The 16,463-nt window shown below is 60.4% G+C and carries 16 protein-coding genes; 5 read left to right on the top strand and 11 right to left on the bottom strand.

What is annotated here, in order from left to right:
* Positions 1-3: 3 nt before the first annotated feature.
* Positions 4-903, top strand: coding sequence for a LysR family transcriptional regulator (locus AC0JZ4_RS18430; RefSeq protein ID WP_471887963.1), 900 nt, complete (start codon positions 4-6; stop codon positions 901-903).
* Between the two features lie 546 nt (positions 904-1,449).
* On the opposite strand, the gene AC0JZ4_RS18425 is transcribed toward AC0JZ4_RS18430, so the two are convergent.
* From AC0JZ4_RS18425 to AC0JZ4_RS18390, 8 genes are all read right to left on the bottom strand, one after another.
* Positions 1,450-2,250 carry a transporter substrate-binding domain-containing protein gene (locus AC0JZ4_RS18425; protein WP_471887962.1) on the bottom strand — a complete coding sequence of 267 codons (801 nt, stop codon included), beginning with the start codon at positions 2,248-2,250 and terminating at the stop codon, positions 1,450-1,452.
* Positions 2,251-2,336: 86 nt separating this feature from the next.
* Positions 2,337-3,134 carry a transporter substrate-binding domain-containing protein gene (locus tag AC0JZ4_RS18420; protein WP_471887961.1) on the bottom strand — a complete coding sequence of 266 codons (798 nt, stop codon included), beginning with the start codon at positions 3,132-3,134 and terminating at the stop codon, positions 2,337-2,339.
* Between the two features lie 27 nt (positions 3,135-3,161).
* Complete coding sequence (locus tag AC0JZ4_RS18415) at positions 3,162-3,887, bottom strand: amino acid ABC transporter ATP-binding protein (RefSeq protein ID WP_471887960.1); 726 nt, start codon at positions 3,885-3,887, stop codon at positions 3,162-3,164.
* Between the two features lie 2 nt (positions 3,888-3,889).
* On the bottom strand, positions 3,890-4,585 hold the full coding sequence (locus AC0JZ4_RS18410) for an amino acid ABC transporter permease (RefSeq protein WP_471887959.1): 696 nt from the start codon (positions 4,583-4,585) through the stop codon (positions 3,890-3,892).
* Between the two features lie 12 nt (positions 4,586-4,597).
* Positions 4,598-5,275, bottom strand: a complete 678-nt coding sequence (locus AC0JZ4_RS18405; RefSeq protein WP_471887958.1) for an amino acid ABC transporter permease — start codon at positions 5,273-5,275, stop codon at positions 4,598-4,600.
* Positions 5,272-6,195, bottom strand: coding sequence for an NAD(P)-dependent oxidoreductase (locus AC0JZ4_RS18400; protein ID WP_471887957.1), 924 nt, complete (start codon positions 6,193-6,195; stop codon positions 5,272-5,274). The genes AC0JZ4_RS18405 and AC0JZ4_RS18400 overlap by 4 nt, the downstream gene beginning before the upstream one ends.
* 31 nt (positions 6,196-6,226) lie before the next feature.
* On the bottom strand, positions 6,227-6,673 hold the full coding sequence (gene rpiB / locus AC0JZ4_RS18395; RefSeq protein ID WP_471887956.1) for a ribose 5-phosphate isomerase B: 447 nt from the start codon (positions 6,671-6,673) through the stop codon (positions 6,227-6,229).
* A gap of 29 nt (positions 6,674-6,702) precedes the next feature.
* Complete coding sequence (locus AC0JZ4_RS18390; protein ID WP_471887955.1) at positions 6,703-7,458, bottom strand: FadR/GntR family transcriptional regulator; 756 nt, start codon at positions 7,456-7,458, stop codon at positions 6,703-6,705.
* A gap of 153 nt (positions 7,459-7,611) precedes the next feature.
* On the opposite strand from AC0JZ4_RS18390, the gene AC0JZ4_RS18385 reads away from it, so the two are divergent.
* Complete coding sequence (locus tag AC0JZ4_RS18385; RefSeq protein WP_471887954.1) at positions 7,612-8,538, top strand: ribokinase; 927 nt, start codon at positions 7,612-7,614, stop codon at positions 8,536-8,538.
* A gap of 100 nt (positions 8,539-8,638) precedes the next feature.
* On the opposite strand, the gene AC0JZ4_RS18380 is transcribed toward AC0JZ4_RS18385, so the two are convergent.
* The 3 genes from AC0JZ4_RS18380 to AC0JZ4_RS18370 all read right to left on the bottom strand — a co-directional run bounded on the left by AC0JZ4_RS18380 (position 8,639) and on the right by AC0JZ4_RS18370 (position 12,655).
* On the bottom strand, positions 8,639-10,264 hold the full coding sequence (locus AC0JZ4_RS18380) for an ABC transporter ATP-binding protein (RefSeq protein WP_471887953.1): 1,626 nt from the start codon (positions 10,262-10,264) through the stop codon (positions 8,639-8,641).
* A 79-nt stretch (positions 10,265-10,343) separates the two neighbouring features.
* Positions 10,344-12,113, bottom strand: coding sequence for an ABC transporter ATP-binding protein (locus AC0JZ4_RS18375; protein WP_471887952.1), 1,770 nt, complete (start codon positions 12,111-12,113; stop codon positions 10,344-10,346).
* A complete protein-coding gene (locus AC0JZ4_RS18370) occupies positions 12,110-12,655 on the bottom strand; it encodes a protein-S-isoprenylcysteine O-methyltransferase (protein WP_471889027.1) in 546 nt (181 codons plus the stop codon). Before AC0JZ4_RS18370 ends, AC0JZ4_RS18375 begins: the two co-directional genes overlap by 4 nt.
* Between AC0JZ4_RS18370 and AC0JZ4_RS18365 the strand changes: the two genes are divergently transcribed.
* The 3 genes from AC0JZ4_RS18365 (at position 12,609) to AC0JZ4_RS18355 (ending at position 16,456) form a co-directional block, all read left to right on the top strand.
* Positions 12,609-12,845 (top strand): hypothetical protein, encoded by a 237-nt coding sequence (locus AC0JZ4_RS18365; RefSeq protein WP_471889090.1) that lies wholly within the window; start codon positions 12,609-12,611, stop codon positions 12,843-12,845. The two genes, AC0JZ4_RS18370 and AC0JZ4_RS18365, sit on opposite strands and share 47 nt — an antisense overlap.
* A 239-nt stretch (positions 12,846-13,084) precedes the next feature.
* Positions 13,085-14,083: a helix-turn-helix transcriptional regulator gene (locus AC0JZ4_RS18360; RefSeq protein WP_471887951.1), complete on the top strand. Its 999-nt coding sequence runs from the start codon at positions 13,085-13,087 to the stop codon at positions 14,081-14,083.
* A 255-nt stretch (positions 14,084-14,338) separates the two neighbouring features.
* On the top strand, positions 14,339-16,456 hold the full coding sequence (locus AC0JZ4_RS18355; RefSeq protein ID WP_471889026.1) for a TonB-dependent receptor: 2,118 nt from the start codon (positions 14,339-14,341) through the stop codon (positions 16,454-16,456).
* Positions 16,457-16,463 lie beyond the last annotated feature (7 nt).

Raw genomic sequence — 16,463 nt, 5'->3', positions numbered from 1 at the left:
CAGATGAACGATTACAAAGCCCTCAGGATCTTTCTGCTTGCCGCCGAAAAGCGCAATTTCGCCCAGGTCGCCCGCGAACTCGACATGACGCCGGCGGCCGTGACCCGCGCCATTGCGGCGCTGGAGACCGATCTCGGCGTGCAGCTTTTCGTCAGAACCACGCGGCAGGTTTCGCTAACAACTGACGGCGCGGTTTTTGCAGCGCAGGTCCAACCGGCGATAGAGTCGCTTGAAAATGCGCGCCGGGATGTGATGAACGCCCACAAGACCGATGAGGGACGACTGCGCATCAGCGCCCCGACATGGTTCGGCAAGGCCGTGCTGCCGCCGATCCTCTCGGGTTTCAAGGAGCGTTATCCGAAGATGAGCTTCGAGATCTCGCTCTCCGACGGTCTGGTGAACATCGTCGATGACGATTACGATCTGGCGATCCGCATTTCTTCGCAACCCTCCGACAAGTTCACCATCTGGCGCAAGATCCGCGTCGTGCCGCGCATTCTGGTGGCCTCCCCCGGCAGCCGGTTTGTCGATATGCAACATCCGAGCGAGCTTTCACCGGACGATTGCCTTGCCTATAGCGGCGAAAGCCGGCGGGAAAGCTGGGTGCTTTCGGACGGCGGGTCGAGCATGACGATCTCGGCCGGTCGCGCCTTCAGCGCCAATAGCGGTGAAGTCCTGGCGGACATGGCAGCCGATGGCGCAGGTGTCGCGATGCTGCCCGGCTTCCATATTGCCGAACACTTGAGAACCGGCAGACTGGTGCATGTCTTCAAAGGCTGGTCGCCCCCGGATCTCTGGCTGACGCTCTACTATCCGCCCTATCAGGCACTGCCGCCGCGCATCGCCTCGTTCTCAAAATTCTTCGAGGAACAGGTGCAGTCTCATATGACGATGATCGGATGATCCCGGCCGACCCTTTTCCGAGCTTTCGATCTGGCACGTAGGCTGTTTGGCCATCGCGGAACCCGGTCGATGCTCTGTCCCGTCAACAAGGGGAGCCATCTATTCCGGCCTGCGAAAAGGCGATTTGCCGAAATCCTCGATCGCCGCAGAGCCCGCCGGAAACGAGACCAGAAAGGCGCCGCAGCCCGTGCCGGAAACGATAGCGAACTCGGACGAAAGCCCATCTCCTGGCCTCGGAAGCAGTCAAAGCCGGTCGTGCCAATGAACATCACATGACCGAGGTAGAGTGATGTTCGACAACCCGATGGCGACTACATCGCCACGATGCGAACGTGCTCCTAGCAACACTCTCGAAGATGTGCACTAGCCCAAGCTTCGGCCGGCGATAGCGAAAGCGTGACGATCTTGCAGAGCGGATTGAAAGAGATTGCCGCGGGAAGCACATTAGGCTCGAGCGTGTTCCCGCGACATTTTGTTCGATGAGCAGACACATTTCTTGGCATCTGCGCCAGCGGATTATCCGACTGGGCGCAGAAGCCGATCATCTTATTTCCCGTTTACGATTTCCTCGGGAAGCGGATGACCGTGGTAGCGCTCGTAGATCTCGTTAAGCTTGCCATTCTTCAGGTTCGTACCCACCCATTCATCAAGCGCGGCAAGAAGCTCCGGTTCGTTCTTTCGGGCACCGACCGCAAGATCGAAGACCCGGATGACGAACTTCGGTTCGAACTCCTGCGCCTTCGCCTTGGCCGCGATCTGCTTGATCAGGGCTTCCGACGTCGCGACGATGGTGGCCTGTCCGGAGACCGCAGCCGTCACCATCGCTCCCTCGTCGTCATAGCGCGCGATCGTGAAGCCGACCTCCGCAGAACGCTTCGTCATATCAACGTCCTGGGTGGTGCCGCGGCACACCGTAACCACCTTGCCCTTGAGATCCGCCCAGTCCTTCACCTGCATAGAGGCCGGCGCGCCGACCATGGACAACTGGCCGGAATACGCTCTTGAGAAGTCGATCACCTTTCTGCGCTCGTCGGTAACCGCCAGGGTCGAGATGACGATGTCGGCCTTGTTCGTCTGCAGGTTCGGAATGCGCGTCGCGCCTGTCGTCTGCACGATCTCAAGTTCGACACCCCAGTCCCTGGCAAGCAGCTCGGCCGTTTCTACATCTGATCCCGTCGCCTTCAGATTGCCGTCGAGCATTCCGTTCGGCGGACTGGCAAGATCGATCGATACCCTGATCTTGCCGGCAGCCTTGATGTCGGACAGCGCATCGGCCGATGCCGGAGCCGCCGCAAATGCGATGACGGCCATGACGGCGCTCACCGCTGCAAGTCTCTTGAATGTCATGTCTTCTCCTCCCCTTGGTAAAGTCATGCGTGGATTTCGCGGGGAGCCGCGGGAACGCTGTCCGGCGCGGCCCCCACGACAGAAAGTTATTCGGCGTTCACGATCTCCTTCGGAAGCGGCGAACCGTGGTACTTCTGATATATCTCGTTCAGCTTGCCGTTCTTCAGGTTCGCCACGACCCATTCGTCGAGCTTCGCCAGCAGTTCCGGCTCGTTCTTCTTCACGCCGATCGCGAGATTGAGAACCCGGATGGTGATCTTCGGCTCGAATGCGAGTGTCGGGTTCTTGTCGTGGACCTGCTTCACGAGCGTCGCAGACGTCGCAATCGCCTTCGCCTGTCCCGAAACCGCAGCGGTGACCATGGTCGCATCGTCATCGTAACGGGTGACGGTAAAGCCGTGCTCGCCCGCAAGCTTAGTCAGTTCGCTGTCCTGCGTCGTCCCGCGAGTGACGGTCACCGTCTGTCCCTTGAGATCGGCCCAGTCCTTGATCGGCGACGCGGCCGGGGCGGCGATCACCGAGAGCAGACCAGCATAGGGCTTGGAAAAGTCGATGACCTGCGCCCGCTCGGCGGTGACCGAGAGCGTCGAGATGACGATATCAGCTTTGTTCGTCTGCAGGTTCGGGATACGTGTGGCTCCGGTCGTCTGGACGAACTCGAGCTCGACACCCCAGTCCTTTGCCAGAAGTTGCGCGGTCTCCACGTCCGAGCCAACAGGCTTCAGGTTGGCATCGAGCATGCCGGAAGGCGGGATCGCAAGGTCTGTCGAAACGCGGATCTTCTTTGCCGCGATGACGTCGGCATAGGTGTCGGCCAGCGCCGGAACGGCCTGGGTCGTCAGCATCGCTCCCACGACGCCGAATGCGAGAAACTTCTTCAACATGTCATTCTCCTCCGTTTTATTATGGTTTCACAGATCGTGACTCAGGAAATCCTGGAGTTCCGATGTTTTCGGCGCGCTCAGGATTGAAGCGTCGCCCTCCTCGTGCACGAGGCCGCGATGCATGAAGATCACGCGGTCGGCGACCTTTCTGGCGAAGTTCATTTCATGGGTGACCATGATCATCGTCATGCCGCTTTCCGCGAGCTTCTCGATGACGCGCAGCACCTCCCCCGTCAGCTTGGGATCAAGCGCCGACGTCACTTCGTCGAACAGCATCACCTTTGGCTCCATCGCCAGCGACCGCGCGATAGCACCCCGCTGCTGCTGTCCTCCCGACAGCTGCTCCGGATAGTGGTTGGCCTTCTCGCCGAGACCGACACGTTCGAGCGCTGTCCGTGCAAGCTCGCGGGCCTCGGCCTTGGGCACATTCTTGACGGAGCGCGGGGCGAGCATGATGTTCTCCTCGATCGTCAGATGAGGAAACAGATTGTAGCTCTGGAAGACGATCCCGACGTCGAGACGCAGTTTGCGCAGATCGAGCTTGGGGTCATGCACGTTGTGATCTGCAACCGTGATTTCGCCGCTGTCGATGACCTCGAGCCGGTCGACACAGCGCAGCGCCGTACTCTTGCCAGAGCCGCTGGCACCGATCAGTGCCGCCACCTGCCCCCTCTCGACAGAAAAACTCACGCCCTGCAGCACCGTCAGTGCGCCGAAGCTCTTCTTCACTTGTTTTAGTGCGATCATCGACATGATCAGCCTCCCTGTATTGCTGCGCCCTGTGTTTCCGGCTCCGTCCCCACACGCCGCCTCGCACCCATGGTCTCAAGCCGCTGGCTGAACGCCGAAAGCGGGAAGCAAAGGCAGAAATAGAGGGCGGCAACGATGAGGTAGATAAGGAAGGGCTCGAAGATCGAGTTGTTGATGAGCTGTCCCGCTCGCGTCAGCTCGACGAAGCCGACGACGGATGCGAGCGACGTGTTCTTTACGATCTGCACGCTGAAGCCGACAGTCGGCGGTGTGGCGATCCGCACAGCCTGCGGCAGGATCACCTTGAACATCCGCTGCGTTCGCGAAAGCGCCAGGCACTCGGCCGCCTCCCACTGCGCCTTCGGCACCGATTCCAGGCACCCTCGCCAGATTTCGCCGAGATACGCACTGACATAGATGGTCAGCGAGATACCCGCGGCAAAGAGCGGGGAGATCGACAAGCCGAGGGTCGGCAGGCCGAAATAGATGATGAACATGATCACCAGAAGCGGCGTGCCCTGGATAAGCTGAACATAGGTTGCGGTCACCAGACGAACCGCCCGCGACGGCGTGATGCGCCCGAGCGCCACCAGAAAGCCGAAAAAACCACCACCGACGAATGCCATCAACGTCAGGACGATTGTCCACAGGGCACCGTTCAGCAGGAACATGAGATGGTTGTAGTTGAATGCACTTGCCATGGGCCGCCTCCCTTACAACGGTGTCCCGAGCCGGCGACGGCGCGGGAAGAGCGCCATGCCCAGCGCCCAGAAGAACGCGCGCATGACGAGGGACAGAAACAGATAGATGACGGCGACGACGAGATAGGTCTCGAATGGCCGGTATGTTTCCGACTGGATGAAATTTCCGGCAGCCGTCAGCTCTTCGGCGGAGATCTGGGAAGTGACCGACGAGGCGAGCATTAGAAGAATGAACTGGCTCGTCAGTGCCGGATAGACACGCTCCATGGCAGGGCGAAGCCCCACATGCCAGTAGAGCTGCACCGGTGACAGGCCGAGGCACTCGCCGGCCTCCCATTGTCCCTTCTGGATGGAATCGAAACCTGCGCGCATGATCTCGGCGGTATAGGCTCCGACATTGACCGTCAGCGCCACGACGGCCACGAAGATGGCCCCGAGGGAAAAGCCCAGGCTGGAAAGTCCGAAGTAGATTACGAAGATCTGCACCAGAAACGGCGTATTGCGGATACTCTCGACGTAAGTCGCGGCAATCCTGCGCAGCACCGTGCCGCCGGAGCGGCGCGCGATTGCGCACGCCGTTCCGATGAGGAAGCCCGTCACGGTTGTGATCAGCGCCAGCTGGGCGGTCAGCGCCATACCATCGACCAGCATCTGCCAGCGAAGGAAAACGACTGAAAAATCGAAACTCATGGCTGCGCCGCCGCGAGCTGTGGCGTCGGCTGATCCTGCCCGGTCATACGGTCATAGACCCGGAACAGCGCCTGGTTGCCGTTTGCTCCTTCGCCATGCGCCCTCGCCTCCACATACTGTGAAGTGACAAGCGACGTGGCGGGCAGCGGCACGTCCTTCTGCCCCGCCATTTCCAGAACAAGCCGGAGATCCTTGAGCATCAGGTCGATGCGAAAGCCTGCGCTTGCGTCGCCTGCAATCATCGCCGGCCCCAGCTTGTCCAGCATCCAGGAGGACGCGGAACCGCCGAGCAACACGTCGCGCATCTGGTCGAGATCGACGCCGCTTGCCCGACCAAGCGCAAGTGCCTCGCAGACGGCCTGAATGTTGACTGCGCAGATAAGCTGGTTGCAAAGTTTGACCGTTTGGCCTGCACCCGACGCTCCGACATGGGTAACCGTCGTACCCATGACTTTGAGCACCGCTTCGGCGCGGTCGAAGGCGACACTGTCGCCACCGACCATAATGGAAAGCGCCGCATTCTTGGCACCGATCGGACCTCCGGAGACAGGACCGTCGAGCATCGCAATGGATTTGGCGGCAAGAGCTGAAGACATCGCACGCGTCGCCTCGGGCGAGATCGTGCTCATGTCGATGAAGATCCCGCCGGAGGGCATATGATCAAGTACGCCGTCCCGATAGACGATCTCCTCGACCTGAGGCGTGTTCGGCAGCATCGATATGACGATGTCCGCGCCGGAGACCGCCTCCGCGACGCTCGTCGACGACACGCCCCCCTGCGCCGCAAGGCTGGCTACCGCATCCGTCGATATATCGTAGATCTTTACCGGATAACCGGCAGTGATGAGGTGACGGGCCATCTCACGGCCCATCACGCCAAGCCCGACAAATGCGAGCCTCGGAAAATTACTGGTCGTCATGTCTGCTCTCCCGATTGAACTGGTGGGCGCGTTACTGCGCCTTTTCCAATGCGGAGAGTTTTTCGACACGTCGGACGAAATCCTCGTTGCGGTCGAACTCGGCATCGAGATACGCGACGACCAGATCGCGGGCGAGCCAAGGGCCGACGATCTTGGCACCGATGCACATGACATTTACGTCGTCGTGCTCGACGCTCTGATGCGCAGAGTGCACGTCATGGCAGACTGCGGCGCGGATGCCGTTGATCTTGTTTGCGGCGATGGCTGCACCGACGCCGGTCCCGCAGACGAGAATACCGCGCTCGGCAGCACCGTCGCGCACCTTCTGGCAAAGCAGGCCGGCGATGTCCGGGAAATCGACAGGATCGGGGGTGAAGCTGCCGATGTCCTCGACCTTGTGACCGAGCTCTTTCAGCACCTCGATCACGTCCGCCTTGAGCGGGAAACCCGCGTGATCGCTACCGATGACAATGTTCATGAAATTCCTCCCTTTTGATTGAATGAGAACTAGGCTGGAGCAATCGCTCCTTTCGCCAGTTCGTAGAGACTTGCCCGACGGCGGAAATCCGCGCCGATTTCGAAGTGCTGATGCAGCAGATCGTCTGCCCGAACCCGGTCGCGGGCTGCGAGGGCTTCCAGGATCAGCCGATGGTGGTCGATCAGGAACTCCTCAATTCCTTCGACACGGATGATCTTTTCACGGCGCTCCAGGTGAGAACGCATCATGAGCTGGGATATCGACGCGTAAATCGTCACCAGTGTCGGCGAATGCGAGGCGTTGACGATCGCCTCATGGAACTGGAAGTCGGCAAGGCCGCCGGCATCCGGATCGTCGATCGTTTCCACGATATGCCGCAGAGCACTCGCGATATTGACGAAATCCTGTTCGGTGGCACGCTGGCATGCCAGACGGACAGCATGATGCTCGATCGCCTTTCGCGCCTCCATGATATCGCCGGTAACATTCGAGCCATGCGCAAGCATGAAGCTGAACACATCGCCCAGCGCCGTCGCATCGGGCCGTTTCACGATCGTCCCGACGCCGTGCCTGATCTCCACCGCACCGATCATCGACAAGGCTCGCAGGGCTTCCCTCAGGACCGGGCGACTGACGTTGAGCAGAACCGCAAGCTCACGCTCCGGAAGCAGACAGTCTCCCGCCTTCAGCTCTCCCGACAGCAATTGGTCGCGCAGAAATGCCGAGACCCGGTTATGGGCACCAGCTTCCTGCGGTTCGCGTCGAATTGATTTTTTCTCGGTCATGCCTTGTCCATACCGTGGTATTACCACTACACTATCCACGGTCGACACAGTGTCAAGCGGCCGAGTTGGGATTTTTGTTAAGTTATTGTTCCGGATTGCATTCAGCTGACGGCAGTCAGCAAGACACCGGAACATTCGGGAGGAGCAACACGTATGATTACCGTCTTGGGATCGATCAATCTGGATCTCGTCGCCACCGTCGACCGTCTTCCAACACCGGGTGAGACGGTTGCCGGGAGAACATTCGAGACATCGCCTGGAGGAAAGGGAGCTAACCAGGCGCTGGCCGCGACCTTGTCGGGAAGCCATGTTCGCATGGTCGGCGCGGTCGGCGATGACGGCTTCGCCGAGACCGCGCTCAAGCTGCTGCACGGGGCGGGAACGGATCTCTCCCTGGTGCGTACGCAAGCGGCGGCAACCGGTACGGCGGTCATTCTCGTCGATGCCTCCGGCGAGAACATGATCACGGTCATCCCGGGCGCGAACGATGCGGTGGATGCCTATTCCACGGAGGCGGCAGTCGAAGGAATGTCACCTGATGATTTCCTGATGCTGCAGCTGGAAATTCCGGCGGCAACAGTTGAGCGCGCCCTGCTCGTCGCCCGCGAAATAGGCAGCACCACGATCCTGAACACCGCTCCATTTACTTCCGACGCCAGCAGACTGGCCGCTCTCGCCGACATCGTCATCGCCAACGAGACCGAGTTCGATATGTTGACCGGATTTCCGGCGACCGATCTTCAGGCGCGAAAACAGGCTCTGCAGCGCCTGCACCAGCAGACGGGACAAACCTATGTCGTGACGCTCGGCAAGGACGGGGTGATAGCCATCCGCAATGGCGAACTGCTGCAGGCCGACAGTCCTGAAATCCAGCCGGTCGATACCGTCGGAGCAGGCGACACCTTCTGCGGTTATCTCGTCAGCGGCCTCGATCAGGGCATGACCTTCGAGGAGGCACTGGGGCGCGCAGCGACGGCGGCTTCGATCACGTGCCTCTCCAAGGGTGCGCAATCGGCCATTCCCAGCAACGACGATCTGCTGAAGGCAAGCGGCTTGCACTCTTTACACTTGCCGGACTGATGACCGCCACGGCGACATGGACGGTCGGCCCTCTTTCCCTCGTCGGGTTCATGGGCGCTGCATCTTGCCAAGGAAACTGGCTAGACTCGAGCCCCGCCGTTCAGGTCAGATCTCCATCCTGCTGTGAACAGGATGGAGATCTGTCGAGGCTGATGATCTGTTCGACACTTCCAAGCAACGACACGCCGTGCGTCGCGAGCACGACCGAGCGATCTCGGGCGATGACCTTTAGTGCCGAAACGATCTGTTGAACCGCGAGGTTGTCGACGGAAGCCGTCCCCTCGTCGATCAGAATAATCGGCGTAGCCTTCAGAATACCTCTCGCAAGCGACAGCCGCTGGCGTTGTCCACCCGAAAGGGCGAAACCGGCATCTCCGATCTGCGTATCGTAGCCATCCGCCAGTTCATTGATAAAGGCATGGGCGCCTGCCGCCCTGGCCGCCATCTCGATCTCGGTCTGTTTTGCGGCAGGATTGCCCATGGCAATGTTATCCCGCACCGACCCGCTGAACAGGACCACGTCCTGGGACACGAAGGAAATCAGCCTGTTCAGCTCGGCTGCCTTGATGTCCACGACATCCACGCCGCCGATCTGAACCCGACCTTCTGTCGGCTGCAAAAGCCCGGCCATAAGGTGAAGGAGCGTGCTCTTGCCGGTACCGGATGGTCCAACGATCGCAGTCAGCCCGCGCTCGGGAATATGGAGACTGACCGGCTTCAATGCCTGCCTTGCGGAAGGATAGCGAAAGCCGGCCCCTTCGCATGTGACGGCATATCCTGAGGGAACCAGCCCCGGAGCAGGACATGCCGGTCTCGCCTGCATGATCGCGTTCAGCCGACCGATAGCGCCCTGCGCGACCGCTGCAAGCTCCATGAACTGAGCCAGCCCCAGAAGCGGCGCGTAGAGCGGAAGCGACAGGGTCAAAATCGCCGCCGCCTGCCCCGCCGATAGCGCACCGACACCGTGGCGGTAACCTGCAACGGCTACGACCACCGCAAGCCCGATTGTGACCACAGCTGCGAAACCCAGCAGCGGTGCAGTCAGGCGTGCGACCATGCTCACCGAAATTCGATGGATCTCCAGAAGCGGCCGTTTGTAAGGCGCGCGCTTGCGCTCAAGCATGCCGAAGGTGCGCACCGTTGCCATGCCCTCGACCCATTGCAACACTTGCGAGGTGGCATCTGCCTGGGCGCTTTGTTTATCGTCAGACAGCCTGGCGAGGTGACGGCAGGCGAGCAAAAGCAGCGGAAGCGCGGCAATGATCGGCAGGATGGCGAGGGCGGCCGTCACTGGATCTATCAGACAAATGACGAGGAGGACGAAGAGCGGCAGGGAGAGCGAATGAACCATGCGCGGCAGGCCATCGGTCAGCAGGTTTTCGATCAGCGCCAGATCGCTCGTCAGCGCGTTGGCAAGTTCACCCTTCGGTCGAGACAGATGAAATGTCATCGGCAGATCGATGGTGCGCCGAAGCAACTTGTGGCGTATCGCGCCGACAAGCCGGAAACTCGTCAGCCATATGCAGCCCACCGACCAATAGGCAAACAGGAATTGCAAGAAAAGCATTGCAAGCACGGCGATGCACGTCGCGGCGATCGCTTCCAATGACGTAGCGGATCCCCTTGCGAGGGCATGAGCCCACAGGCTGATGATACCGAACACGCCAGCGAGGCAGAAGGCCTGCAGCATTCGGAAAACCAGCCCCTTCAAGATAAGCCGGCGCATTGTCCGGGGCGCAAGTTGCCATAGGCGCGCAAGCGATAGGATCACCGATGATCGAGACTGCTCCGGTTGCATCATCCGATCAGACTTTGCCGCCAAGTTTGGTGATCTGTGGGTCAACCGTGGCAGACCCCGTCTCCCACAGACGGGCGTAGAGCGCGTTCCGGGCAAGCAACGCATCATGCGTGCCCTGCTCGTGGATCTGCCCCTGATCGACCACCAGAATATTGGCCGCGTTACGAACGGTATTCAGCCGGTGAGCGATGATCAGAACCGTGCGGCTTTCCACCAGCGCATCGATCGCTTTCATCAGCGCGGCCTCATTGTCGGTATCGAGGAGCGCGGTGGCCTCGTCGAGGACGACGATCGGGGCGTCCTTCAAAATGAGTCTTGCGATCGCGATCCGCTGCCTCTCGCCTCCGGACGGCGTCACCCCTCCCCGACCCAGCCGCGTCGACAAGCCGTCCGGCAGCCGATCGACGAACGCCTCAAGCTGCGCCGCGCGTAGAGCCGCCTCGACCTGGGCCTGGCTCGCTTCAGGTTTTCCGATACGAAGGTTTTCCAGCAGCGTATCGTTGAACAGAAATGCGTCCTGCGGCAGCAGCGCCACCGTATCCTGCAATTGCCTGAGACCGAGCCTCCTTATGTCGACACCGCCTATGCTAATGGCGCCAGAGGCGATATCGAGCAGACGCGGCACGAGACTGGCGATCGTCGTCTTGCCTGCGCCCGACGGACCGACAAGCGCGGTCATCTGTCCCTGTGGTGCGGTAAACGTGATGTTCCGAAGAACGGGCGTGCCTCCATATGCGAAATGGACGTGCTCGAATGCCACATCCGATCGCATGAGCTCATGCATCTCGCCGGAATCATGTTGCGGCGCGACGGCGAGAAGATCGGCTGCCAGTGTCGCGCTCAGACTGACCGAGGCAAACCGGTGAAACTGGGCGAACAGTTTCAGCAGCGGTGGACTGTAGGCTGTTCCAAGAGCGATGGCGAAGAGCAGGTCAGCCGGCTCGATAACACGCTGGTGTATCCGCATTAGACCGATCGGCAGGATGAAGGCGACATTGGCCGCAATCAGGGTGGTGAAGATCGCACCGAACGGAATGTAATCGACGGACATGGCCGTTTCCGCACGCGTGTGTGCCCTTACGGCATCCCTTGCGGCACCGGTTCCCACCCCTCCCCTGAAGATCTTCAGCACCGCGATCCCGCCGAGCATTTCCACGATGGATGCGTTCATCCTCATGCTGGCAGCCTGAAATGCCGCGGCAAGCTTTGCCGAACGTCGCATGGCGATTGCCAGCGCACCGAGTCCGGCAAAGGCGGGAAGCATCGCGCTCAATGCGACCAGCCAGTCGACAGCGAGTAACCAGATCGAGATTGCCACCAGAAGACAGAATGCCCCCAGCGCGTCAGGTATCCCGTGTGCGAAGAGGCCTTCCAACCCGTCCGGATCATCTATGACGAGACGCTTCGCATCGCCCTTGCGATATCTTTCGAGAAGACCGAGCGGAACACGCGCCATATGCTCGACAATGGTGACCCGCATGCGGAGGATAGACCGAAACGCGGCCAGATGGCCAAGGATGGCGGCCATGCCCGTCGCGATGAAGCAGGCAGCAGTTCCGCCCAGCATGAGCACAGCCATGAAGAGACTGCCCCCGGACGCAAGGCTGCCATCGAGCGTCATGCCGATCACTTCGGTCAGGAGCCAGATCGGAAGGAGTTCACAGAAGGCGGCAACGACGGCGGCAAGCAGAGCGCTGCCGAGAAGCAGGCGCGAGCCGTCGAGAAAACGCGAGATCAACCGGAAGCTCGCCAGATAGTCTGGCCCTGCGGCAGTCATGAGAGACGGCCTTTGCGCCGTCGTGGAAAGAAATGCCCGGTTACTGCGCGATAGGACAGATAGCCGGCGCCGAAATGGCGTTCCATCATCCGCTCCTCAGCCGGGACGCGGATCGCCAGAAACAGCAAGGCCGCAAGCATCGCAGGCGGCCCGGCAAGCCAGTTCTGCAGCAGAAGCGGCTGCGCGATCGCCGAGATCGCGACGGCGACATACATCGGATGGCGAATATGCCGGTAGATGCCCCCTGTCACCAGTTCATGGCCAAGTCTTATTTCAAGGCCGGGGCTCCAGTTGCGGGTGAGGTCCGCATGCGAGCGATAAAAGATCCAGAGATAGGGAAGCTGCATCGCAAGCCCCAGATAGGTCAAGCCGGATGGCAGCCGATAATCCAGTCCTGAGGGCCGCCATCCTGCCAGATGGGAAAGCGGCAGGACCATTACGGTCAGCAACAGAGGAAAGACGACCATATCCCGCGCATCGGCAAAGGATGAAGCAATGGCATTTCCGGCATTTCGCCTCGAATGCGGCGCCCTGATCACCATGGCCAGCAAAAAGGCCGCGAACCACCCGACCTCACCGATATCGAAAGCCGGCCCGTTCCAAAGCGCCGCGGAGCAAAGCAGAACGGTCGCAATCATGATAATTTTCGCGGATGCAGCCGAGAGCATACCCTTGGAGGCGGGATCGGAAACAACCCCGCCAGAAACGTTCTCACCGCCCGATCTCACCTGAGACATCCACTTCCCCGCACAACAATGTCCGACACCGAAGGGTTTTAGCGGATCGCTGGATAGCGAGGCGACCCGGCATGCCTATGCCAGCAGCCCCTTCGCCTATGCCTGCAGCCAAAAAGCCGTCCATTAATCTGGATTAAAATAATCATGTTTATTGCACTGAAGCGTGAGCAGACGTATCAATTCTTTAACAGGGTTCGCGAACATGAGGCGGATCGCAGGGGCGACGGGTAGGTCATGCCGCATTTCCACGAACGAAGGGCCGCAAGCGGCCAGACGGTATCCGCAGCGGAATTTTCAGCAGCGTCGATGCTGTTCTGCGACCGGTATTCATTGGCCGTGGCCGAACCCGCAGGCGAAGAGGAACCACGCCTCTTCGACGGACACCTGCACACACGGGCGATGAGTTCCGGCATCAACCTGTCCACGGCCAATATCAGGGCCTTGCGCGACAGCGACCATGCGGTCGTCTTTCCTCGATCTCTCAGCCTGGTGATTTCGCTCGAAGGCCGCCCCTCTGAAGTCAATGCGGGGAGCGGTCGGGAAAAGGTGATACTGCAGCCAGGCGAAGCCGCCCTCTTCAGTTTTTCCGACGAGGCGCAGACGGAAGGACGATATATCGCCGGCCATTGCAGCAAGTCCATCCTGATGCAATTGCGGCCCGGTGCGATCTTCGATGAAACCCTGGCCGAGTTTGTCGAGCGACGTGTCAGGTCGAGCGAGATGATATCGCTCGGCACCAACAAGCGGGTGAACGCCCTCTCCCAACAGCTCTTCAGCGAGAACATCACCGGCACTGTCGGACGTCTATTGATCGAGAGCTATGCTTTGGAACTCGTTGCACGAACCATCCAGTCGATCGGCGATGCTGGAGAACGCTTCCCAAGTACGGCCAGGGAAGTTGACCGCAAGCGCATGGCAAAGGTCCGGCAGCGGATCATCGACGAACCGGGCGCGCCGCACAGCCTGCAGTCTCTCGCCAGGGAGGCCGGCGTCAGTGTTTCCGGCCTGAAGACCAAATTCCGTCAGGTTTACGATCAGTCGGTCTTCGCCTTTCTGCATGACGTGCGGATGGACACCGCACAATCGGGTATCGAGCTTGAGGGCTGGACCGTGACGCAGGCGGCCCATTTCACCGGCTACAGCCATGCCAGCAACTTCTCCGCCGCGTTCCAGAAATATTTCGGCCGATCGCCCGGAAGCACCGGAAGCCGCAGGATTTATCCGTCGTCATAAGCGATCTGTCTCCTGCCATAGACCCCCCATATGGCCTGCCCGTCCGCCGCTGGAATAACCTTGCATCGTCAAGGAACGCGGGCTGGCCGGTCTTGAAGTGACCCGCCGTTCGCCATTTTCGGAGAGTGAAGAATGTTTACACCGGGCATGACCGGCACGGCCAATTGTGGGCAACCTATCCTTTCGGCTCGGGGACCTGCGGTATCCAGACATGGTCGAAAACGTCTCCTCTCGGGAACCGCCCTGTTGTGCCTTGTGCTGCTGAGTACCCATTCGGCGCTCGCCCAGGAGGCGAACACGAGCGACGACACCACGCTTGAGCCCATCGTCATCGACGCCCGCCGTTATGGCGAACGTGTTGTCGAAGTGCCGGTCGCCGTCACACCCGTGACGGCCGACGAAATCGCCAGCGAGCGGATCAGCGAGGTGCAGGATCTTTCCGGCCATGTCGTCGGCCTGCAGATGCCCAATTACGGCGACGATCCGCGCACTGCCCAGCCGATCGTTCGCGGCGTCGGCACGCTCTCGACCATGCTGTCGCCGGACAACAGCACCGCACCGACGATCGTCGACGGTGTGCCTCTGCCCGCCTTCGGTGGTACCGGACAGCTTCTCGATGTTGGCCAGATCGAAGTGCTGCGCGGTCCGCAGGGCACGCTTTACGGCCGAAACTCCACCGGCGGCGCGATCAACATCAAGAGCGAATTGCCAAGCGACGAAACCATTCGACAGATCACCACCGAGGTTGGCACGGAGGGCTATCGCAAGGGTGAGTTCATCCTCGGCGGCGCACTCAACGAAGAGCTGAGCGGACGCTTCGCTGCCCGTTATCTTCATCGCGGCGGCTATGTGGACAACGACCATCCGGGCCAGGGCGACATCGGCGGCTTCGGGCTCGGCGCTTTCAAGGGACAGTTGTTATGGACGCCGGGTGACAGCACGGAAGTCCACTTGAGCACCGGCTATGACCGTTATAGCGGCGATACCGGCTATCCGTACCTGTTGAGGGACAGCAATGCCTATCAGCAGACGCCGGAATTCAAGCGCGACCTTTCCTATACGACGCTCAACGTCTCACATGAATTCGATACATTCGCGCTCAAGACAACAACCGGCTTCACCTATTACGACATCTACAACTGGACGGACAATTCCGACGGTTACGTCAACAGCGCCACCTATGGGGCCTTCGGCCTCTCGATTCCCCCGGCTTTCTACACCTTTGATGGTGACGTGAATGTCACCGATCAGCGGGAAAGCCAGTTCTATCAGGAGGTGCGGCTGCAATCGCTCGACGGCGCCGATACCCGCTGGGTCGTAGGCGGCGTCCTGTCCTACAACGACTTCACCGAAAACGTCACAGGCACGTCGAGCACGGCCGCATCCGTCAACGGGACGCGCGACGTCAACCTGACCTCCACATCCGCCGCGATCTTCGCCGATATCGCCCAGCCTTTCGCCGAGCGCTTCGAGATCGGCGGCGGACTTCGTTACACCTATGAGCGCAAGGGGATAGACGCGATCTATACCGGAAACGGCTTCCCCGGTTCGGTAGCCGGCTATTCGCAGGATGACGATCGTGATTTCAACATGCTCTCCGGCCGCGTCTCGCTGAGCTACAAGCCGACCGACGACAGCCTCGTCTACGGCACGGTCAGCCGCGGCACCAAGGCGGGCGGCTACCCCCGTTTCACCGGCAATGCCACGATCGGCCTTCCGGAAGAGGGCTATGACGAGACGTCGATCTGGGCCTACGAGATCGGCTACAAGGCTGACTTCGTCGAGACCGGAACGTCGCTCAGGATCGCAGGCTTCTTCAACGACGTGAAGGACGAGGCGATCTTTGGCTATGACGCAGCGACCGCCACCTTCCCGATCGAGAATTTCAGCCTGCAGACCTATGGCGCCGAACTGGAAGTTCGCCAGGAGCTTCTTTCGGGCCTGACGCTGTCGACCGGTGTGACGATCACCGGCTCCGAGATCACCGGCATTCCCGCCGACGGCGTACTCGCGGCAGAAGTGGGCAACCGCGTTCCCAACGTCCCGCTCTGGTCTGCGAATGCGTCCCTCACCTACCTCACCGACATAGATATCGCAGCATTCGAGACGCCCGCGCAGCTTTCTACCTATCTTGGCTATCGTTATGTGGGAAAGCGTGAAGGCGATACGGCCAATGCATTCGAGCTGGACCCGCAGCATGTGGTCGATGCCCGCGTCGGGTTGAAGGTAAACGACACCGAATTCTACGTCTTCGGCGAGAATCTGGTCGGCGATCTCCTGGATCAGCAGGGTGCGTTCATGACCACGGGCGTGGAATCGGTCGTCGTCTCGCGCGGACGCACCCTCGGCCTCGGCATGACGGTCAAGTTCTGATGCCGAA

The sequence above is a fragment of the [Rhizobium] kunmingense genome, from assembly GCF_977018605.1.
The sequence above is the reverse complement of the archived record's forward strand: the minus strand, read 5'-3'. Positions and strand labels throughout refer to the sequence as shown.

Bases quoted from the DNA above. Each gene is read 5' to 3' on its own strand.
- AC0JZ4_RS18430 (WP_471887963.1), top strand. From the start codon at position 4: ATGAACGATTACAAAGCCCTCAGGATCTTTCTGCTTGCCGCCGAAAAG.
- AC0JZ4_RS18425 (WP_471887962.1), bottom strand. From the start codon at position 2,250: ATGACATTCAAGAGACTTGCAGCGGTGAGCGCCGTCATGGCCGTCATC.
- AC0JZ4_RS18420 (WP_471887961.1), bottom strand. From the start codon at position 3,134: ATGTTGAAGAAGTTTCTCGCATTCGGCGTCGTGGGAGCGATGCTGACG.
- AC0JZ4_RS18415 (WP_471887960.1), bottom strand. From the start codon at position 3,887: ATGTCGATGATCGCACTAAAACAAGTGAAGAAGAGCTTCGGCGCACTG.
- AC0JZ4_RS18410 (WP_471887959.1), bottom strand. From the start codon at position 4,585: ATGGCAAGTGCATTCAACTACAACCATCTCATGTTCCTGCTGAACGGT.
- AC0JZ4_RS18405 (WP_471887958.1), bottom strand. From the start codon at position 5,275: ATGAGTTTCGATTTTTCAGTCGTTTTCCTTCGCTGGCAGATGCTGGTC.
- AC0JZ4_RS18400 (WP_471887957.1), bottom strand. From the start codon at position 6,195: ATGACGACCAGTAATTTTCCGAGGCTCGCATTTGTCGGGCTTGGCGTG.
- rpiB (WP_471887956.1), bottom strand. From the start codon at position 6,673: ATGAACATTGTCATCGGTAGCGATCACGCGGGTTTCCCGCTCAAGGCG.
- AC0JZ4_RS18390 (WP_471887955.1), bottom strand. From the start codon at position 7,458: ATGACCGAGAAAAAATCAATTCGACGCGAACCGCAGGAAGCTGGTGCC.
- AC0JZ4_RS18385 (WP_471887954.1), top strand. From the start codon at position 7,612: ATGATTACCGTCTTGGGATCGATCAATCTGGATCTCGTCGCCACCGTC.
- AC0JZ4_RS18380 (WP_471887953.1), bottom strand. From the start codon at position 10,264: ATGCGCCGGCTTATCTTGAAGGGGCTGGTTTTCCGAATGCTGCAGGCC.
- AC0JZ4_RS18375 (WP_471887952.1), bottom strand. From the start codon at position 12,113: ATGACTGCCGCAGGGCCAGACTATCTGGCGAGCTTCCGGTTGATCTCG.
- AC0JZ4_RS18365 (WP_471889090.1), top strand. From the start codon at position 12,609: ATGGCATTTCCGGCATTTCGCCTCGAATGCGGCGCCCTGATCACCATG.
- AC0JZ4_RS18370 (WP_471889027.1), bottom strand. From the start codon at position 12,655: ATGGTGATCAGGGCGCCGCATTCGAGGCGAAATGCCGGAAATGCCATT.
- AC0JZ4_RS18360 (WP_471887951.1), top strand. From the start codon at position 13,085: ATGCCGCATTTCCACGAACGAAGGGCCGCAAGCGGCCAGACGGTATCC.